We start from the raw sequence: 16,122 nt of genomic DNA, 5'->3' as shown, positions 1-16,122 counted from the left end.
GCATGGTCCCGCCGGCGCTTTCGATATATTCATTCGATGCGCGCGTATATTTCAACGCTATTTATTCCGCGCATCCCGCGCATGGCCGGGCCGCGGTTTTCCGCACCCGATTCTCATTCCATCGGGCAAGCAAGATAGCGCTTTGTCAAAATCTAAACGTTGCGATTAAGAAATGGTTTGTGTGGCGACAACGACGGCGTTTGTTGCTAAAAGGCGACTTGCACCACTTTGGCCGCCGTCCGCGTTTTATACGGCCGGCGCGCTCGTGCGCCGAAGCCGGCGGCGCGGCAACTACCAACATTACGCGCGCGCGGCGTCGGCGATGCGCGGTTTTCGATGTTCTTTGTTTTGCGAATGAAGTGGCAACCCTTGATTTTCTGCGGCGCGGGCTTGACGCCGGCGCCTTTTGGTGCAAACCCCGGCAGCCACATTACTTCCGAGTGGAAAGCTTGGCAGAATAGCTTTTTTGTTGTTTTTTAGTGAAATGAAAATTATCAAAAAAAACATTAAAGATGCCTAAATAAAAATATTTCTCCCGATTCCGGTGCGCGTTGTTGTGAAGACGATACAAGTCCAAAAGATGTCTCATTGACAATAAAATTCCTCCCTGAGCGATGGCTCGAACCGGTGCCCCAAATTGGTGCGCGCGAAAATGTCCGCGCGGCGGCCGCCCCGGCCCGCCTTCAGGTTCATTGACAATGGCCGAGCTGCTATGTTTTTATGAATGGCGGCAAAGTTCAGGATTATTCGCCCATGATCCTTTCCCGGACTTTGCCACCGGCAGTGAAAAGGTTTTGAAAGAGCAGGGCAGTATTGAATGGTTTTATCCAGACTATCAATGCTTAAAAAATAAAAGGGTCGTTTTACTCGTCGTTCAAAAGATGCAGGAAAACGTCTAATAAACACACCAAGGGAATTCAATATAATGATCAAGGAAACAGTACTGTCTCGCTCGATCCGCGTGATGTTCGTCAGCGGCCTCGCGCTGGGTATGCAAGCCGCCACCGCGCAGGAAGCCGCCCCCGAGGCGATGCAAAAGGTTGAAGTGACCGGTTCGCGCATCCCGACCCTGAACACCGACGGCATCAGCCCGATGGTCGTGCTCGGATCGAAGGACATCAAGATCGACGGCGTGCGCAACGTTGAGAGCCTGCTCAACAACCTGCCGCAGGTGTTCGCTTCGCAATCGGGCAACGTCGTCAACGGCGCCACCGGCACCGCGACCGTGAACTTGCGCGGCCTGGGCGACAACCGCACCCTGGTGCTGGTCGACGGCCGCCGCATGCCGGCCGGCTCGCCCGGCACCTCGGCCGCCGACTTGAACCAAATTCCCTCGGCGCTGATCAAGCGGGTGGAAGTGATGACCGGCGGCGCCGGCGCCGTCTACGGTGCCGACGCGGTGGCCGGCGTGGTCAACTTCATCATGAACGACAGTTTCGAAGGCGTGCAGGTCGAACTGAACGGCAGTGGCTACAACCATCAGCAGAACAACCCGCGCGGCGTGGCCGACATCGTCGCCAAGCGCGCGGCCACCAACCCGAGCCAGTTCGCCGTTCCGGACAACAAGCGCTTCGACGGCCGTTCCAAGGACGCCTCGCTGCTCATCGGTGGTAACTTCGCCGACGGCAAGGGTAACGCCACCCTGTTCTTCAGCTACAAAAAAGACGACGCCCTGCTGCAATCGGAGCGTGACTTCAGCGCCTGCTCGCTGTCCGCGTCGGCCGCCGGCTTCGCCTGCGGCGGCTCGGGCACCAACGCCACCGGCCGCTTCACCAACACCAAGACCAACACCGTCTACACCACCACCGCCTCGGGCGACCCGCGCCTCTACAACGGCAACCTGGACGCCTACAACTTCGGCCCGATCAACCACCTGCAGCGTCCGGACGAACGCTATGGCGTGGCCGCGTCGGCCCGTTACGACGTGACCGACAAGCTGCGTGTGTACAGCAACTTCGCCTTCCACGACGACAAGAGCGACGCGCAGATCGCCCCGGGCGGCCTGTTCGGCAACGTCTACAACATCAAGTACGACAATCCGATGCTGACCCCGGCCATGCGCAACGCCATGAGCCTGTTCGCGCCGGGCGACTCGACCGACGTCGTCATCCAGCGCCGCAACGTCGAAGGCGGCGGCCGCGATGCGCTGTTCACCAACACCTCGTACCGCATGCTGTTCGGCGCCAAGGGCGAAGTGGGCAAGTGGTCCTACGACGTGTACGCGCAGACGTCGAAAGTGCGCTTCTCGGGCAGCTCGGACAACTACTTCTCGAAAGAGCGCGGCGCCAAGGCGCTGGACGTGGTCAACGTCAACGGCGTGGCCACCTGCGCCGCCACCGTGGCCGGCACCGACCCGAAATGCGTGCCGTACAATCCATGGGCGCTGGGCGCGGTCACCCCCGAGCAATTGGCTTACATCCAGATCCCCGGCCAGCAGTTCGGCTATACGCAGCAACAAGTCCAGAGCGGCACCATCGGCGCCGACCTGGGCGAGTACGGCATCAAGGTGCCCGGCACCAAGAGCGGCGTGGGCGTGTCGTTCGGCGCCGAGCGCCGTGTCGAACAGATCGAGCTCAATCCCGACGGTCCGTCGCAGAACTTCGACCTCGACGGTGCTGGCGGTCCGGTGAGCCCGGTCAAGGGCCGCTACGTCGTCAAGGACATCTTCGGCGAACTGCGCGTGCCGCTGCTGGAAGACAAGCCGTTCGCCGAACTGCTGTCGACCAACCTGTCGTTCCGCCACACCAAGATCGACACCGGCGTGTCGGCCAACACCTACGGCCTGGGCCTGGAATGGCAGCCGATGGCGATGGTCAAGGTCCGTGCTTCGCATCAAAAAGCCGTGCGCGCGCCGAACATCATCGAGCTGTTCTCGCCAGCGGGTAACAACCTGTACGACAACGACGAAGATCCATGCGCCGGCACCAAGCCGACCGCCACCTTGGCGCAATGCGCCCGCACCGGCGTGACCGCCGCCCAGTACGGCAATATCCAGGACAGCCCGGCCGGCCAATACAACTACCTGGCCGGCGGCAACCCGAACCTGAAGCCGGAAACCTCGAAGTCGAACACGCTGGGCCTGGTCATCGCGCCGATGCGCAACCTGACCTTGACCGCGGACTACTTCGACATCAAGGTCGACGACACCATCAGCAACGTCAGCCCGACGACGACGCTGAGCAAGTGCCTGGAGACCGGCGACGCCGCCTTCTGCTCGCAGATCACGCGCGACCGCCTGGGCACGCTGTGGCTGCTGCCGGAAGCGTCGATCATCGGCACCAACACCAACATCGGCAGCCTGCGCACCAAGGGCCTGGACCTGGGCTTCAGCTACGACCAGAAGATCGGCGCCTACGGCCGCATGGGTGTGGTCATGAACGGCACCTACCTGAAGAGCTTCGAGGTCGAAGAAATGCCGGGCGAAGGTTCCTACGATTGCGCCGGCCTGTACAACGGCGCCGGCAAGTGCGGCCAGGCCCGTCCGAAATGGCGTCACAAGCTGCGCCTGAACTGGAACACCCCATGGCAGGCCGACCTGGCGCTGACCTGGCGCTACTTCAAGGAAGTGGACCTGGAAAAGACCAGCGACAACCCGCTGATCAAGGGCACCGTGTTCCCGGTTGAAAGCACGCTGGGCGCGCGCAGCTACATCGACTTCGCCGCCAGCTACGCGCTGACCAAGAAGATTTCGCTGACGGCGGGTATCAACAACCTGTTCGACAAGGATCCTCCGCTGACCGCCTCGGCCGGCACCGGCGTGGGTAACGCCAACACGTTCCCATCGATGTACGACGCCCTCGGCCGCAAGATCTTCATGAGCTTGACCGCGCGCTTCTAATCGCAACCGGTATCAATCAAAACGGCGAACCTCGGTTCGCCGTTTTTTTTTGGCGCGCCGTCAGAGGTCGAAGCCGCCTTGCTGCTGGCGGAAATCGTTGATGCCGCGCGTGAGCGCGGTGATCATCTCGCGCTCGGCCGTCGACAGCTGCGGATGCCAGATGTCGAAGATCAGCACCACGCGCAGCTGGTCGCTGTCGTTCCACGCCTCGTGCTGGATGGTGTCGTCGAACACCCAGGCCCGGCCCGGCACCCACTGGCGCGTTTCGTTGCCGACGCGGAAGCCGCAACCGGGCGGCACGATCAGCGGCAGGTGGGTCACCAGGCGGGCGTTGCTGACGCCGACGTGCGGCGGGATGCGCGTCTTGGGCTTGAGCAGCGAGAACATCGCGGTCGGCGTGCGGCCGGGCTGGTCGGGCTGCGGCGCCTGGCCCAGCAAGGCCATCGTGCGCGGGCAGCGGGCGGCGTTGCCGTCCACCGGCGCGCCGTCCTTGAGCAGGTGGAAGGCGCTCCAGCGCGGCGAGTTGTTCAGTTCGGCGAACTGGTTGTGCGGCACGTCGTCCGGATAGGTCAGGTAGGGCACGAAGTCTTGTTCGGCTTCCAGCACCCGCAGGAACTCGTCGCGGATGGCGTCGGTGCCGGCCTCGATCGCGTCCAGCCACGGGAAGTCGGCGCGCGGCAGGAACGCTTGCGGTAGCAGGCCGGGGTAGTGGTACAGCATCGACTCGGACTCGTAGCGGCGCTTGCGTCCGACCATGATGTCGATCGATTCGCGGAAGCGGCCCAGGTCCGCGCCGGCGTGCTGCCGGTATTGCTGCTCGAGGAAGCCGTCGAGGAAGCGGCCGAACCCGGCCTGGTAGTTGTCGACATAGTGGCGGGCGTGTTCGACGGCGGTGCGCAGGCCCGGTTCGAGCCGCTCCAGCGGCGGCGCCACCTGGGCCACGGCGCCGTACACCTTGGCCGACTGGTGCGTCTTGCCGTGGCGCTCGAGCAGGTTGGCGCGCAGGATCAGCGCCACCATGTTGGACGGATCGGCCACCAGCGCGTTGTGGATCGCCGTTTCCTCGGCCTGCTCGTCCTTTTGCGCCTGGCACGCCAGCGCCAGGCTGATCCAATTTTGCGGATCGTCCTGGTCGGCGCGCACCAGGCGCTCGAAGGCCAGGCGGGCGGTGGCGTGGTCGCCGTGGCGGAAGGCGCGCCTGCCCAGCGCCGACAGGGCCGGCGCGTGCGCCGGCGCCAGCTCGAGCAGGCGCGCCCACAGGCGCGCGGCGTCCTCCTCCTTGCCGGCTTTGGCGGCCTGGACGGCGGCCGCTTCCAGGATCGCGATTTCGGGGTCAGCCATGGGCGGCCTCTTTTCTTTTATGGTGGAAACTGGCGGTTGCCAGAAGAAAAATTATAGCCCGCCCGCCGCGCCTTGCCGACAAAAAAAAACCCGCGCGGCCTGGCGGCGCGCGCGGGTGGGGCGGCGGTGCCAGCCGGCTTACTTCAGGCGCGCGGCGATGCCGGCGACGCGGGCGCCGTAGGCCTTGGCGGTGTCGAGGTCGCCTTGCGGGATTTCATCGACGCCGGCGTCCGACGGCGATTGCGCCATGGCGCCGACCGAGCCGCCGATGTTGTTCAGGTCGGTGCGCTGGGCGGCCTTGGTGTTGGACGGCAGCATGCCGAGGCTGACCCAGATGCCGCCGTGCTGCGAGGCCAGCGTGTTCAGGTAGACCAGGGTGTTTTGCTTGTCGCCGCTGAAGCTGGCGCTGTTGGTGAAGCCGCCGAAGACCTTGTCCTTCCAGCCGCTGCCGAACCAGACCTTGGAGCTGGCGTCGGCGAATTTCTTGAACTGCCAGCTGGGGCCGCCCATATAGGTCGGCGTGCCGAAGATGATGGCGTCGGCCGCGGCCAGTTTTTCCCAGCCGCCGTCGGGCAGGTTGCCCTCGGCGTCGATCGCCAGCAATTCGCCACCGGCACCTTCACTGACGTATTCCGCAACACGTTTGGTATGTCCATAACCGGAGTGATAGACGATGACGATTTTGCTCATGTGGCCTCTTCAATAAAAAGTTAAACGGAAGCCATAGATTAGTCGATGCGCGGGCGTTTGGTAAATACTCACCAAAAGGTAGGGGTTACATGCCGCCCCAGATCGCGCTGAGCGCGCCGACGGCCGCCAGCGCCGCCGTCTCGGTGCGCAGGATGCGCGGCCCCATCGCCAGCGCCAGCGCGCCGTGGCGCAGCGCGGCCTCTTCCTCCTGCTCGCTCAGGCCGCCCTCCGGGCCGATCACCAGCGTGACCGCCTGCGGCCCCTGGTGGCGCGCCCAGTCCGGCAGCGACTGCTGCGCGCGCGGCGTCAGGATGATGCGCCGGTGCATGTCCTGCTGGGTGATCCACTGTTTATAGTCCTGCAGCGGCGCCAGCCGGGCCAGGCGGTTGCGCCCGCTCTGCTCGGACGCCGATTCGATGATGCCGCGCCAGTGGCCCAGCTTTTTTTCCGCGCGCTCGGCCGACAGCCGCACCACGCAGCGCTGCGCGGCCAGCGGCTGGAAGCCCGACACGCCCAGCTCGATCGCCTTTTCGATGATCCAGTCCATCTTGCTGCCCTCCGGCAGCGCCTGCGCCAGGGTGATGGCGAACGGCAGCTCGATGTCGCGCGGGTGGTGCGCCTTGATCTCGACGCTGGCGCCGCGGCGCTCGATGCGGGTCAAGGTGGCGCTGTATTCGCCGCCCTCGCCGTTGAACAGCGTGACCAGGTCGCCCTCGGCCAGGCGCAGCACCTGGATGTGGTGGGCGACGGGGTCGGGCAGGGTGACCAGCTGGCCGACGGCCAGCGGCTGGGGGATGTAAAAGCGGGGCATGCGAAAGTCCGGTCTGGGATGACCGACAATTTTAGTCGCTACGCCAGCGTCCGGGTGACTTACTTGGGCCGGCGGCCGCACGCCGCGCCCTCGCCGCCGCCGGGTTTTGCCGGCCGGGTGTTGCAAATCCGCCAATTTTGGGCCGCCGGGGTAGGCTCTGGTAGAATACTGCGTTCAGCAGCACGGCAGTTGGCAGCTCCAGGATTCCAAACCTCCCGCACATACTTACACGATGAACACTACGCTCCCGCACACCCAAATGGCTAACGCGATCCGCGCGCTGGCAATGGACGCCGTCCAGAAGGCCAATTCCGGCCACCCAGGCATGCCGATGGGCATGGCAGAGATCGCCGTTGCGCTGTGGAGTGGCCATTACAGCCACAACCCGGCCAACCCCAAATGGGCCAACCGCGACCGTTTCCTGTTGTCCAACGGCCACGGCTCGATGCTGCACTACGCGCTGCTGCACCTGAGCGGCTACGCGGTGACGATGGACGACCTCCGTTCGTTCCGCCAGATGCATTCGAAAACCCCGGGCCACCCGGAAGTGGACGTCACCCCGGGCGTGGAAACGACCACCGGCCCGCTGGGCCAGGGCATCGCCAACGCGGTCGGCATGGCGCTGTCCGAGTATCTGCTGGCCAATGAATTCAACAAGCCCGGCTACGACGTCGTCAACCACTACACCTACGCCTTCCTCGGCGACGGCTGCCTGATGGAAGGCATCTCGCACGAGGTGTGCGCGCTGGCCGGCACCCTGGGCCTGAACAAGCTGATCGCGCTGTACGACGACAACGGCATCTCCATCGACGGCAAGGTCGAGGGCTGGTTCACCGACGACACCCCGGCCCGCTTCGAAGCGTACGGCTGGAACGTGATCCGCGCCGTCGACGGCCACGACGTGGCCGCCGTGTCGGCCGCGATCGCCGCCGCCAAGACCGCCACCAAGCCGACCCTGATCTGCTGCAAGACCGTCATCGGCAAGGGTTCGCCCAACCTGCAGGGCGGCGACAAGGTCCACGGCGCCGCGCTGGGCGACAAGGAAATCGCCGCCGTGCGCGAATACATCGGCTGGAGCCCGGCGCCGTTCGAGATTCCCGCCGAGCTCTACACCGCGTGGGACGCGAAAGCGGCCGGCGCCCAGCAGGAAGCCGCATGGACCGCGCTGTTCGCCGACTACAGCGCCAAGTTCCCGGCCGAGGCGGCCGAACTGACGCGCCGCATGAAGGGCGAGCTGCCGGCCGCGTTCGACGGCGCGCTGGCCGCCGCCATCGCCGCCTGCGTGGAAAAGAAGGAAAACATCGCCACCCGCAAGGCCAGCCAGAACGCCATCCAGGCGCTGGCGCCGGTGCTGCCGGAATTCCTGGGCGGCTCGGCCGACCTGACCAGCTCGAACCTGACCAACTGGAAGGAATCGATCCCTGTGCGTTCGGGCAAGCCGGGCAACCACGTCAACTACGGCGTGCGCGAATTCGGCATGAGCGCGATCATGAACGGCATCAGCCTGCACGGCGGTTACATCCCGTTCGGCGCGACGTTCCTGACGTTCTCCGACTACAGCCGCAACGCGCTGCGCATGGCCGCGCTGATGAAGCTGCGCTCGATCTTCGTGTTCACCCACGACTCGATCGGCCTGGGCGAGGACGGCCCGACCCACCAGTCGGTCGAGCACATCTCGTCGATGCGCCTGATCCCCAACCTGGACAACTGGCGTCCGTGCGACACCGTCGAATCGGCGGTGGCGTGGGGCGAGGCGGTCAAGCGCAAGAACGGTCCGTCGACCCTGATCTTCTCGCGCCAGAACCTGCCGTACCAGGAGCGCACGCCGCAGCAGATCGCCGACGTCGCCCGCGGCGGCTACGTGCTGAGCGAAGTGGCCGACGCCAAGGTCACGCTGATCGCCACCGGCTCGGAAGTCGAGCTGGCGGTGGCCGCCGCCTCGGCGCTGGCCGCCGAGGGCATCGCCGCGCGCGTGGTGTCGATGCCGTCGACCGACGTGTTCGACCGCCAGGACGCCGCCTACAAGGCCGCCGTGTTGACCAAAGGCGTGCCGCGCGTGGCCATCGAGGCCGGCGTGACCGATTTCTGGTACAAATACGTCGGCCTGGAAGGCGCCGTGGTCGGCATCGACAGCTTCGGCGAGTCGGCCCCGGCCGGCGTGCTGTTCAAGCATTTCGGCTTCACGGTGGAGAACGTCGTGGCGAAAGTCAAACTGGTCATTGCATAATCTATAATTGCAGACCGGACTACCTTATTTTTTTAATCAGGAGCAGAGTATGACGATCAAAGTTGCAATCAACGGCTACGGCCGCATCGGCCGCAATGTGCTGCGCGCTTTCTACGAAGGCGGCAAAAAGCAGGACATCCAGATCGTGGCCATCAACGACCTGGGCGACGCCAAGTCGAACGCCCACCTGACCCGCTACGACACCGCCCACGGCAAGTTCCCCGGCACGGTGGAAGTCGACGGCGACAACATGATCGTCAACGGCGACGTGATCCGCGTGTTCGCGCAGCGCAACCCGGCTGAAATCCCATGGGGCGACCTGGGCGTGGACGTGGTGCTCGAGTGCACCGGCTTCTTCACCACCAAAGAGAAGGCCTCGGCCCACCTCAAGGGCGGCGCCAAGAAGGTTATCATCTCGGCGCCGGGCGGCAAGGACGTCGACGCCACCATCGTCTACGGCGTCAACCAGAACGTGCTGAAGTCGACCGACACCGTGATCTCGAACGCTTCGTGCACCACCAACTGCCTGGCGCCGCTGGTCAAGCCGCTCAACGACGCGATCGGCCTGGAAACCGGCCTGATGACGACCGTGCACGCCTACACCAACGACCAGGTGCTGAGCGACGTGATGCACGAAGACCTGCGCCGCGCCCGTTCGGCCACAATGAGCATGATCCCGACCAAGACCGGCGCCGCCGCCGCGGTCGGCCTGGTGCTGCCGGAACTGAACGGCAAGCTCGACGGTTTCGCGATCCGCGTGCCGACCATCAACGTCTCGCTGGTCGACCTGTCGTTCATCGCCAAGCGCGACACGACCGTCGACGAAGTCAACGCGATCATGAAGGCCGCCGCCGAGGGCGCGCTCAAGGAAGTGCTGACCTACCAGACCGAGCCGCTGGTGTCGATCGACTTCAACCACAACCCGGCGTCGTCGAACTTCGACTCGACCCTGACCAAGGTGTCGGGCCGCCTGGTCAAGGTGTCGTCGTGGTACGACAACGAGTGGGGCTTCTCGAACCGCATGCTCGACACCACCGTGGCGCTGATGACCGCGAAGTAATTCGTTTCATCCGATAAAAAAGCCCTCCCGGTTCGCGCCGGGAGGGCTTTTTTTATGGCGGTGCCGAGCGGATCAGTAGAACTTGTACTCCGCCGTCAGGCGGACCGAACGGCGGCTGACGTCCTGGTTGTCCTGCGGGATCACGCCACCGGCCGAGTTGAAGGCGCGCAAATCAACCGGCGGGCGGTTGTTGGTGAGGTTGCGCACGAACAGCGACACGGTCAAGTCCTTGACCCCGGTGTAACTGAGGTTCCAGTCGAGCCGCTTGTACGCTTTGATCTGGCACTCGTCGACGCTCCATTTGCGCGACGCGCACCCGGCCAGCGTGTAGGTTTCGTCGAAGTAGTCGTCGTTGAGCGCGGTCTTGCTCTGGTAGATCAGGCGCAGGCTGTTGCTGAAGTCGCCGGTTTTCAGCGCGGCGTTGAAGTTGGCCGAGGTTTTCGAATAGCCATAGCGGCCCGCCAGGTTGTCGCCGTAGTTGTTCAGCGCCGAGCTGTAGTTCTTCAGGTCCAGCAGGTAGGTCGCGTTGGCGCCCAGGTCCAGGCGGCCGATGCCGGTGTTCAAGCGGGTGTTGGCCGACAGGTCGAAGCCGCTGGTCTTGGTGCGGGCCACGTTCAGGAACGAACCCGTGGTCGAAACCAGGCGGCCCGCGGTCACGCCGTACTGGGCTTGCTCGGCGGCGGTGAAGGTCTTGTCGGCCGACAAAGGCGCGCGGTTGACGACGCCGGCGGGCTGGTCGGCTTCGGAGGCCAGCAGCTCGTCGGTGCTCTTGTTGCCGATCTCGTCCTTGCGCTCGATTTTCCAGTAGTCCAGCGAGATGTTGGTGCCGTTGAACGGTTCGAGCACGAAGCCGACCGTGCCCATGTGGGTCGTTTCCGGTTTCAGGTTGGGGTTGTTGCGCACGATGCTGGGCAAGCCGACGGCGCATTCGTTGCCTTCGACGGTGTCGGCGCGCGCCAGCAGCAGCGCCTTGTTCGGATCGCTGGCCGGCAGCGCGGCCGACTGGTTGCGCAGGTCGCTGCCCAGCGCCTGGGCCTTGCCGCAGCGCTTGGGATCGGCCACGCTGGGGCTGAAGGCGAACTTGCTCGATTGCGCGCTTTCGGTCAGGTTCGGCGCGCGGAAGCCCGATTCGGCGGTGCCGCGGAACATCAACGCCGGCGTCGCTTTCCACGTCGCCGCCAGTTTCGGCGACGCGTGCGCTTTGAAGCCGGGGAACTTGTCGACGCGGGCGGCGCCGGTGATGTCGATGCTCGACGTGACCGGCAGGTTGATCTCGGTGAACGCCGCCTCGGTGGTGCGCGAGGCGTCGGCGGTGGCCACGCCGTAGCTGACGATGTCGCCGGCGAGCAGGTTGGCGGTGGGGGTGATCCGGAAGCTCTCGCGCCGCACTTCAACGCCGGCGGCCACGCCGATGGCGCGCTCGCCGATCTTGCCCAGCTCGCCGCTGATCTTGGCGTCGGCGAAGTACTGGGTGATCTTGCCGTCGTAGCCCTGGGCCGGGAACAAGGTGTTGAGCACTTCCGGCGAGTTGACCTGGCCGATCTTGTAGCCATGGTTGAAGAAGTTCGGATCGAGCATGCTGCCGGTGTCCGGGTCGAAGTTGTTGTAGTCGCCAACCTCCTTCTTGAAGCCGCTGTCGCTGAGCGAGCCGTAGGTGCGGTCCTTGGTCTTGCTGCCCATGACGCCGGCCGCCGTTTCCCAGTCGTAGTTGTTCCACGTGCCTTTCAGGCCGCCCAGCACGCGGTACTGGTCGCTGTCGGTCTCGCGGTAGGCGGGGGCGTCGGCCCAGCGGTAGCGGAACTCGACGTCCCCGCCGGTGGTGTTGAGCGGATGGCTCGCCGGCAGGTACTGGTAGATGAAGCTTTTGCCGTTGCCGGTGGACGGATCGCCCCAGATGGCGTTGGCGGTGGTCGAGCCGTAGGTGCCGAAGGCGTTGGTGTAATTGGTCTTGGTGTGCGAGTAGAGCGCTTCGGCGAAGGCCTCGGTGCCGCCGCCGAGGTTCAGTTTGCCCGACAGCAGGCCGTTGACGCGGTCTGACTTCGGTACCGCTTCGAAGCGGCTGAAGCGGTCGTAGACGCACAGCCCGGCGCTGTTGACGGTGGCGCAACCGGGCACGCCGCCCTGGCCGATCAGGTTGCCGGGGTAGGAGTAGGTCGACGGCGCGCCGCGGTTACCGAACATCAGGCCGCTATTTGGCGCGACGGCCGAGAATTTGTCGCCGTAGGCGGGATTGATGTCGTTGACCACATCGCGCCAGATCACCTCGCCGCGCTTGAACACCTCGATGTTGGCCAGCACATTGAACTTGTCCTTGTCGAAATCGCCGATGCCGGCGGTGATGCTGGCGGTCTTGGTCTTGAACTGCTGGTTCTTGAGCGACTGGTCGTAGCTGGCGCGCGCCTGCACGCCCTGGTAGTCGGAGCGGGTGATGATGTTGATGACGCCGGCGACGGCGTCGGAGCCGTAGATCGACGAGCCGCCGTTGCGCAGCACTTCGATGCGCTCGATGGCGTCGAGCGGCAGCGCATCGAGGTTGGTGAACACTTCGTTGTAGTCGGCCAGCGCGTACGGGGCGACGCGGCGCGAATTGAGCAGCACCAGCGTGGACTGCTTGCCGAGATTGCGCAGTGAAACGGCCGAGGCGCCGCCGGCGAAGGAATTGGAGCCGCCGATGTCGGACAGCGCGCCGTTCGAGGCGGTCAGTGTTTCGAGCGCCTCCTTGACCGAGTTGACGCCGAGACGGGCGATTTCCTCGCGGCGCATGATTTGCACCGGGGTCGACGTTTCGGTATCGATACGCTTCAAGTTCGAACCGGTGATGACGACTTTTTCCAGCGATTTCGCGTCGCCATCCTGCGCCAGCACGACGTTGGACGAGCCCAGGGTCAGCGCGACCGCGGCGACACCTACTTTCAATGCTATTTTTGACATGCTCACTCCCGATAACTATACAGTTAGGCCTGATTGCCGTATTTTTTCGTTGAAACAATAACGTTCAACTAGTTTCAGTATAGTTGCCGGAATCCAAAAACTTCATTGCCAAACAAAAAATACAACGTTTTGCATTACTTGACTGTATCCTAATGTTGTTTTTATTCACAAAAAAAGCCTTCCCGACAGGATCGGGAAGGCTTTTGGTCGACGCGCGGCGGTGACGGCCGGTTACAGCGTGACGCGCACGCCCAGGTAGTAGCGGCGGCCGATCGCGTCATAGGTCGAGGCGTCGGTCTCGGTGCCGGTGGTGCTGCCGGGCAGGCCGGTGATGATGGCCGGCGCCTTGGCGTCAAACGCGTTGTTGATGCCGAGGTAGAACTGGACCGTCTTCTTCAGGTCGTAGGTGAACTGGAAGTCGTTGTAGGTGCGCGAACCGACGCCCACCGAACCGGGCGCGATTTCCAGACTCTTGAGGAACTGGTCGTCCAACGCCACCGGGCCGTTGTAGGTCGCCGTCCACGTCGCGCCCAGATTGCCCCACTTGTAGGCGGCGTTGAACACGGCCTTGTTGCGCGGCGCGTTAATCTGCGTCGACGTGACCTCGCCGACGTCGTCGTTGCGATCCGCATCCGGCGTGGCCTTGTTCCACAGTTCGCGCAGGCGGGTGTAGGCCAGCTGCGTGCTCAGACGGCCCGGACCGACCTTGTCCGACCAGGAGACCGTCATGTCGATGCCCTCGGTGCCCACGCCGCCGCTGTTGGTGACGGCGGTGTCGCTCAGGTCGATCGAGCCGGCGCTGAGGTTGCCCACACGTGCCGGACGGCGCGTGATGAATTTGCAGAACACGGGATTGCCCTGGTTATAGCACTGCGACAGCGCGTACTGGCGTTCGGTCGACACGATGGCGTCGGCGATCTTGATCTTGAAGTAGTCGGCGGTGAACGTGAACTTGCTCAGCACCGGGATCGAGCGCGGCGTGACGACCAGGCCGATGGTGCTCGAACGGCCTTTTTCCGCCTTCAGGTTGGGATTGCCGCTGTTGTAGCCGCTGATGCCTTGCTCGTCGGCCTGGGTCAGCGTGAAGACGCCGCCGTTGGCCGCGATATTGGCGGCCACGCCCGGCGCCGCGCGGCAGTTGATCGCCAGCGCCGAGGTCTGCGTCGCCGTCACGCCCGTGCAGGGATCGACCAGCCCGCTAGGGAAGTCTTGCGACGGCGCCTGGTACAGTTCGTTGATGTTGGGCGCGCGCGTCGACTGGGCGCGGGTGCCGCGCAGCTTGACGTCCGACGTGATGGCCCATTCGGCGCCGGCGTTCCAGCTGTTGGTGCTGCCGACGGTCGAGTAGTCGCCGTGGCGGAACGTGCCCAGCAGGCTCAGTTCCTTGGCGAACGGCTGGTCCTTGAGCAGCGGCACGCGCGTTTCGGCGAACACTTCGCGCACGTTGAACTTGCCGTAGGTCGGCGGGATCGCGTTGCCGGCGTTCTGGCCGGTCTGGGTCAGCGGATCGGGCACCGAGCTCGATTCCTCGCTGCGCCACTCGAAGCCGGCGGCGATGCCGATCTTACCGGCCGGCAGCTGCCACAAATCGCCGCTGATCGACGCGCCGGCCAGTTTCTGCGTCACCGCCGTCTGCAGCGATCCGGGCGCCGTGACGTACTTGAGCGCCTCCGGCGTGATGGTGTTGAAGCCGAAAATGTTGATCGGCACGCAGCCTTCCTTGACCGCGTTGGGGTCGGCGCACACCGGCGCGCCGCCGGCGCCGGTGCCGGGGATGGCCTGCAGCGCGTTGCGCAGGTTGGGGACGTTGACCTGGCCGGTCGAGTTCTGCGATTCCTTGGTTTTGCCGTAGCTGACGTAGGTCTCGTAGTTCCAATCCTTGACGGTGCCCTTGACGCCGGTGGCCAGGCGGAACGTGTCGCGGTCGACGGTCGCGTGGCGGGGGCCGAACTCGGACAGGCGGCGCGTGAAGAAGTAGTCGGGGATGCCGTCATCGTCGTTGTCGCTGATGCGGTCCCACAGGTACTGCGGCACCAGCGGATTTTTCACCACCACGCCGTTGACCAGCGAGCCCGCCGGCACCTGGCCGCTGGCCTTGTAGACGTCGTCCGAACCGATCGGGAAGGCCTCGATGTTGGTCGATACCTTGGTGGCCGCGTAGGTGCCTTCGAAGAAAGCGCTGTGGTTTTCGCTGAGGGCGCGGGTGCCGTTGAGCGCGAACAGGTAGCGCTCGGTCGGCACGGCGATGGTGCGCAGCGCCGAGCGGTTGTAGCCGGTCGCGCCGACGCCGTTGACGCCGTTGGTGCTCCATGGGATCACATTGCCGTTGGCGTCGTAGCTGTAGTCGCCGGTGTCATCGTAGAAGTGGCCCTGCGGCGCATAGCCCGAATAGTTCGGACGCTTGGGGACGAACGCCAGGTCCGGACGGCCTTTGAGGATCGCCGAGGTTTGGTCGACGGCCGAGGCGGCGCGGTCGCGCGAGTAGACGGCGCCTTGTTTCGAATAGCCGAAGTGGCCCATCAGGTTGCTGGCGCCGTCGGCGCTGGTGGTGCCGAAGGTCAGCGCCAGTTTGCGCTTGCTGTCGTCGCTCTCGCTGCTGCGGCCGCCCTGGGCGTCGATCAGCACGCCGTCGAAGTTTTTCTTCAGGATGATGTTGACCACGCCGGCCACCGCGTCCGAGCCGTAGGTGGCCGAGGCGCCGCCGGTCAGCAGTTCGACCCGCTCGATGAAGTCGGTCGGAATGGTGTTGAGGTCGACCGCCGTGTTGCCGGGAACGCCGGAGACGAAGCGGCGGCCGTTGACCAGCACCAGGGTGCGCGAGTCGCCCAGGTTGCGCAGGTTGACGGTCGAGACGCCGCCGCCGGAGGTCAGGAAGTTGGAGTTGGTGCGGCTCAGCGTCGGCGTGCCCATCGTCGGGTTCTTCTGCATCAGTTCCTGCAGGTTGACGGCGCCGGAGGCGGCGATGTCGGCCGAGGTCAGGATTTGCAGCGGCGACGGCGAATCGGCGTTCGGCGACGAGATGCGCGAACCGGTGATCTGCACTTTCTGGATCGGCTCGGACGCCGCCTCCTGGGCGTGGGCCGCCTGCAGGCCCAACGCCAGACCCGTCACGCATATCATGCGCACCGAACGGGACAATGTTCTTTCTTTCATCATTTCCAACTCCCTGAGTATTTGAGTGGTCTGCGCGAATTGTCGAAATAATATTTTTTCGACCTGCCACT

General features: G+C 64.5%; 9 protein-coding genes. 4 read left to right on the top strand and 5 right to left on the bottom strand.

What is annotated here, in order from left to right; genetic code table 11:
- The first annotated feature begins 698 nt into the window (after positions 1-698).
- Together JOD97_RS29000 and JOD97_RS28995 are read left to right on the top strand one after the other, a co-directional pair.
- Positions 699-899 (top strand): hypothetical protein, encoded by a 201-nt coding sequence (locus tag JOD97_RS29000; protein WP_209726223.1) that lies wholly within the window; start codon positions 699-701, stop codon positions 897-899.
- Between the two features lie 26 nt (positions 900-925).
- Positions 926-3,838 carry a TonB-dependent receptor domain-containing protein gene (locus JOD97_RS28995; RefSeq protein ID WP_229264803.1) on the top strand — a complete coding sequence of 971 codons (2,913 nt, stop codon included), beginning with the start codon at positions 926-928 and terminating at the stop codon, positions 3,836-3,838.
- A gap of 60 nt (positions 3,839-3,898) precedes the next feature.
- Here the strand turns inward: JOD97_RS28995 and JOD97_RS28990 are convergent, their stop codons facing one another.
- The 3 genes from JOD97_RS28990 to JOD97_RS28980 form a co-directional block, all read right to left on the bottom strand.
- Positions 3,899-5,179, bottom strand: coding sequence for an aspartyl/asparaginyl beta-hydroxylase domain-containing protein (locus JOD97_RS28990; RefSeq protein ID WP_209726220.1), 1,281 nt, complete (start codon positions 5,177-5,179; stop codon positions 3,899-3,901).
- Between the two features lie 138 nt (positions 5,180-5,317).
- The gene (locus tag JOD97_RS28985) at positions 5,318-5,869 is read right to left on the bottom strand and encodes a flavodoxin family protein (RefSeq protein WP_209726219.1); all 552 of its coding nucleotides are present in this window, start codon (positions 5,867-5,869) and stop codon (positions 5,318-5,320) included.
- 85 nt (positions 5,870-5,954) lie between these two features.
- On the bottom strand, positions 5,955-6,680 hold the full coding sequence (locus tag JOD97_RS28980; protein WP_209726217.1) for a 16S rRNA (uracil(1498)-N(3))-methyltransferase: 726 nt from the start codon (positions 6,678-6,680) through the stop codon (positions 5,955-5,957).
- 259 nt (positions 6,681-6,939) lie between these two features.
- Between JOD97_RS28980 and tkt the strand changes: the two genes are divergently transcribed.
- Positions 6,940-8,907: a transketolase gene (tkt, locus tag JOD97_RS28975; RefSeq protein WP_209726215.1), complete on the top strand. Its 1,968-nt coding sequence runs from the start codon at positions 6,940-6,942 to the stop codon at positions 8,905-8,907.
- 49 nt (positions 8,908-8,956) lie between these two features.
- Positions 8,957-9,967 carry a type I glyceraldehyde-3-phosphate dehydrogenase gene (gene gap, locus JOD97_RS28970; protein ID WP_209726206.1) on the top strand — a complete coding sequence of 337 codons (1,011 nt, stop codon included), beginning with the start codon at positions 8,957-8,959 and terminating at the stop codon, positions 9,965-9,967.
- Between the two features lie 72 nt (positions 9,968-10,039).
- On the opposite strand, the gene JOD97_RS28965 is transcribed toward gap, so the two are convergent.
- Both JOD97_RS28965 and JOD97_RS28960 read right to left on the bottom strand, forming a co-directional pair.
- Positions 10,040-12,898: a TonB-dependent siderophore receptor gene (locus tag JOD97_RS28965; protein ID WP_209726204.1), complete on the bottom strand. Its 2,859-nt coding sequence runs from the start codon at positions 12,896-12,898 to the stop codon at positions 10,040-10,042.
- Between the two features lie 231 nt (positions 12,899-13,129).
- Complete coding sequence (locus tag JOD97_RS28960) at positions 13,130-16,054, bottom strand: TonB-dependent siderophore receptor (RefSeq protein WP_209726202.1); 2,925 nt, start codon at positions 16,052-16,054, stop codon at positions 13,130-13,132.
- Positions 16,055-16,122: the final 68 nt, after the last annotated feature.

Source organism: Duganella sp. 1411 (assembly GCF_017833525.1).
Lineage (GTDB): Bacteria > Pseudomonadota > Gammaproteobacteria > Burkholderiales > Burkholderiaceae_D > Rugamonas.
Note: the sequence above shows the minus strand (reverse complement) of the source record. Positions and strands in the feature narration are given on the sequence as shown.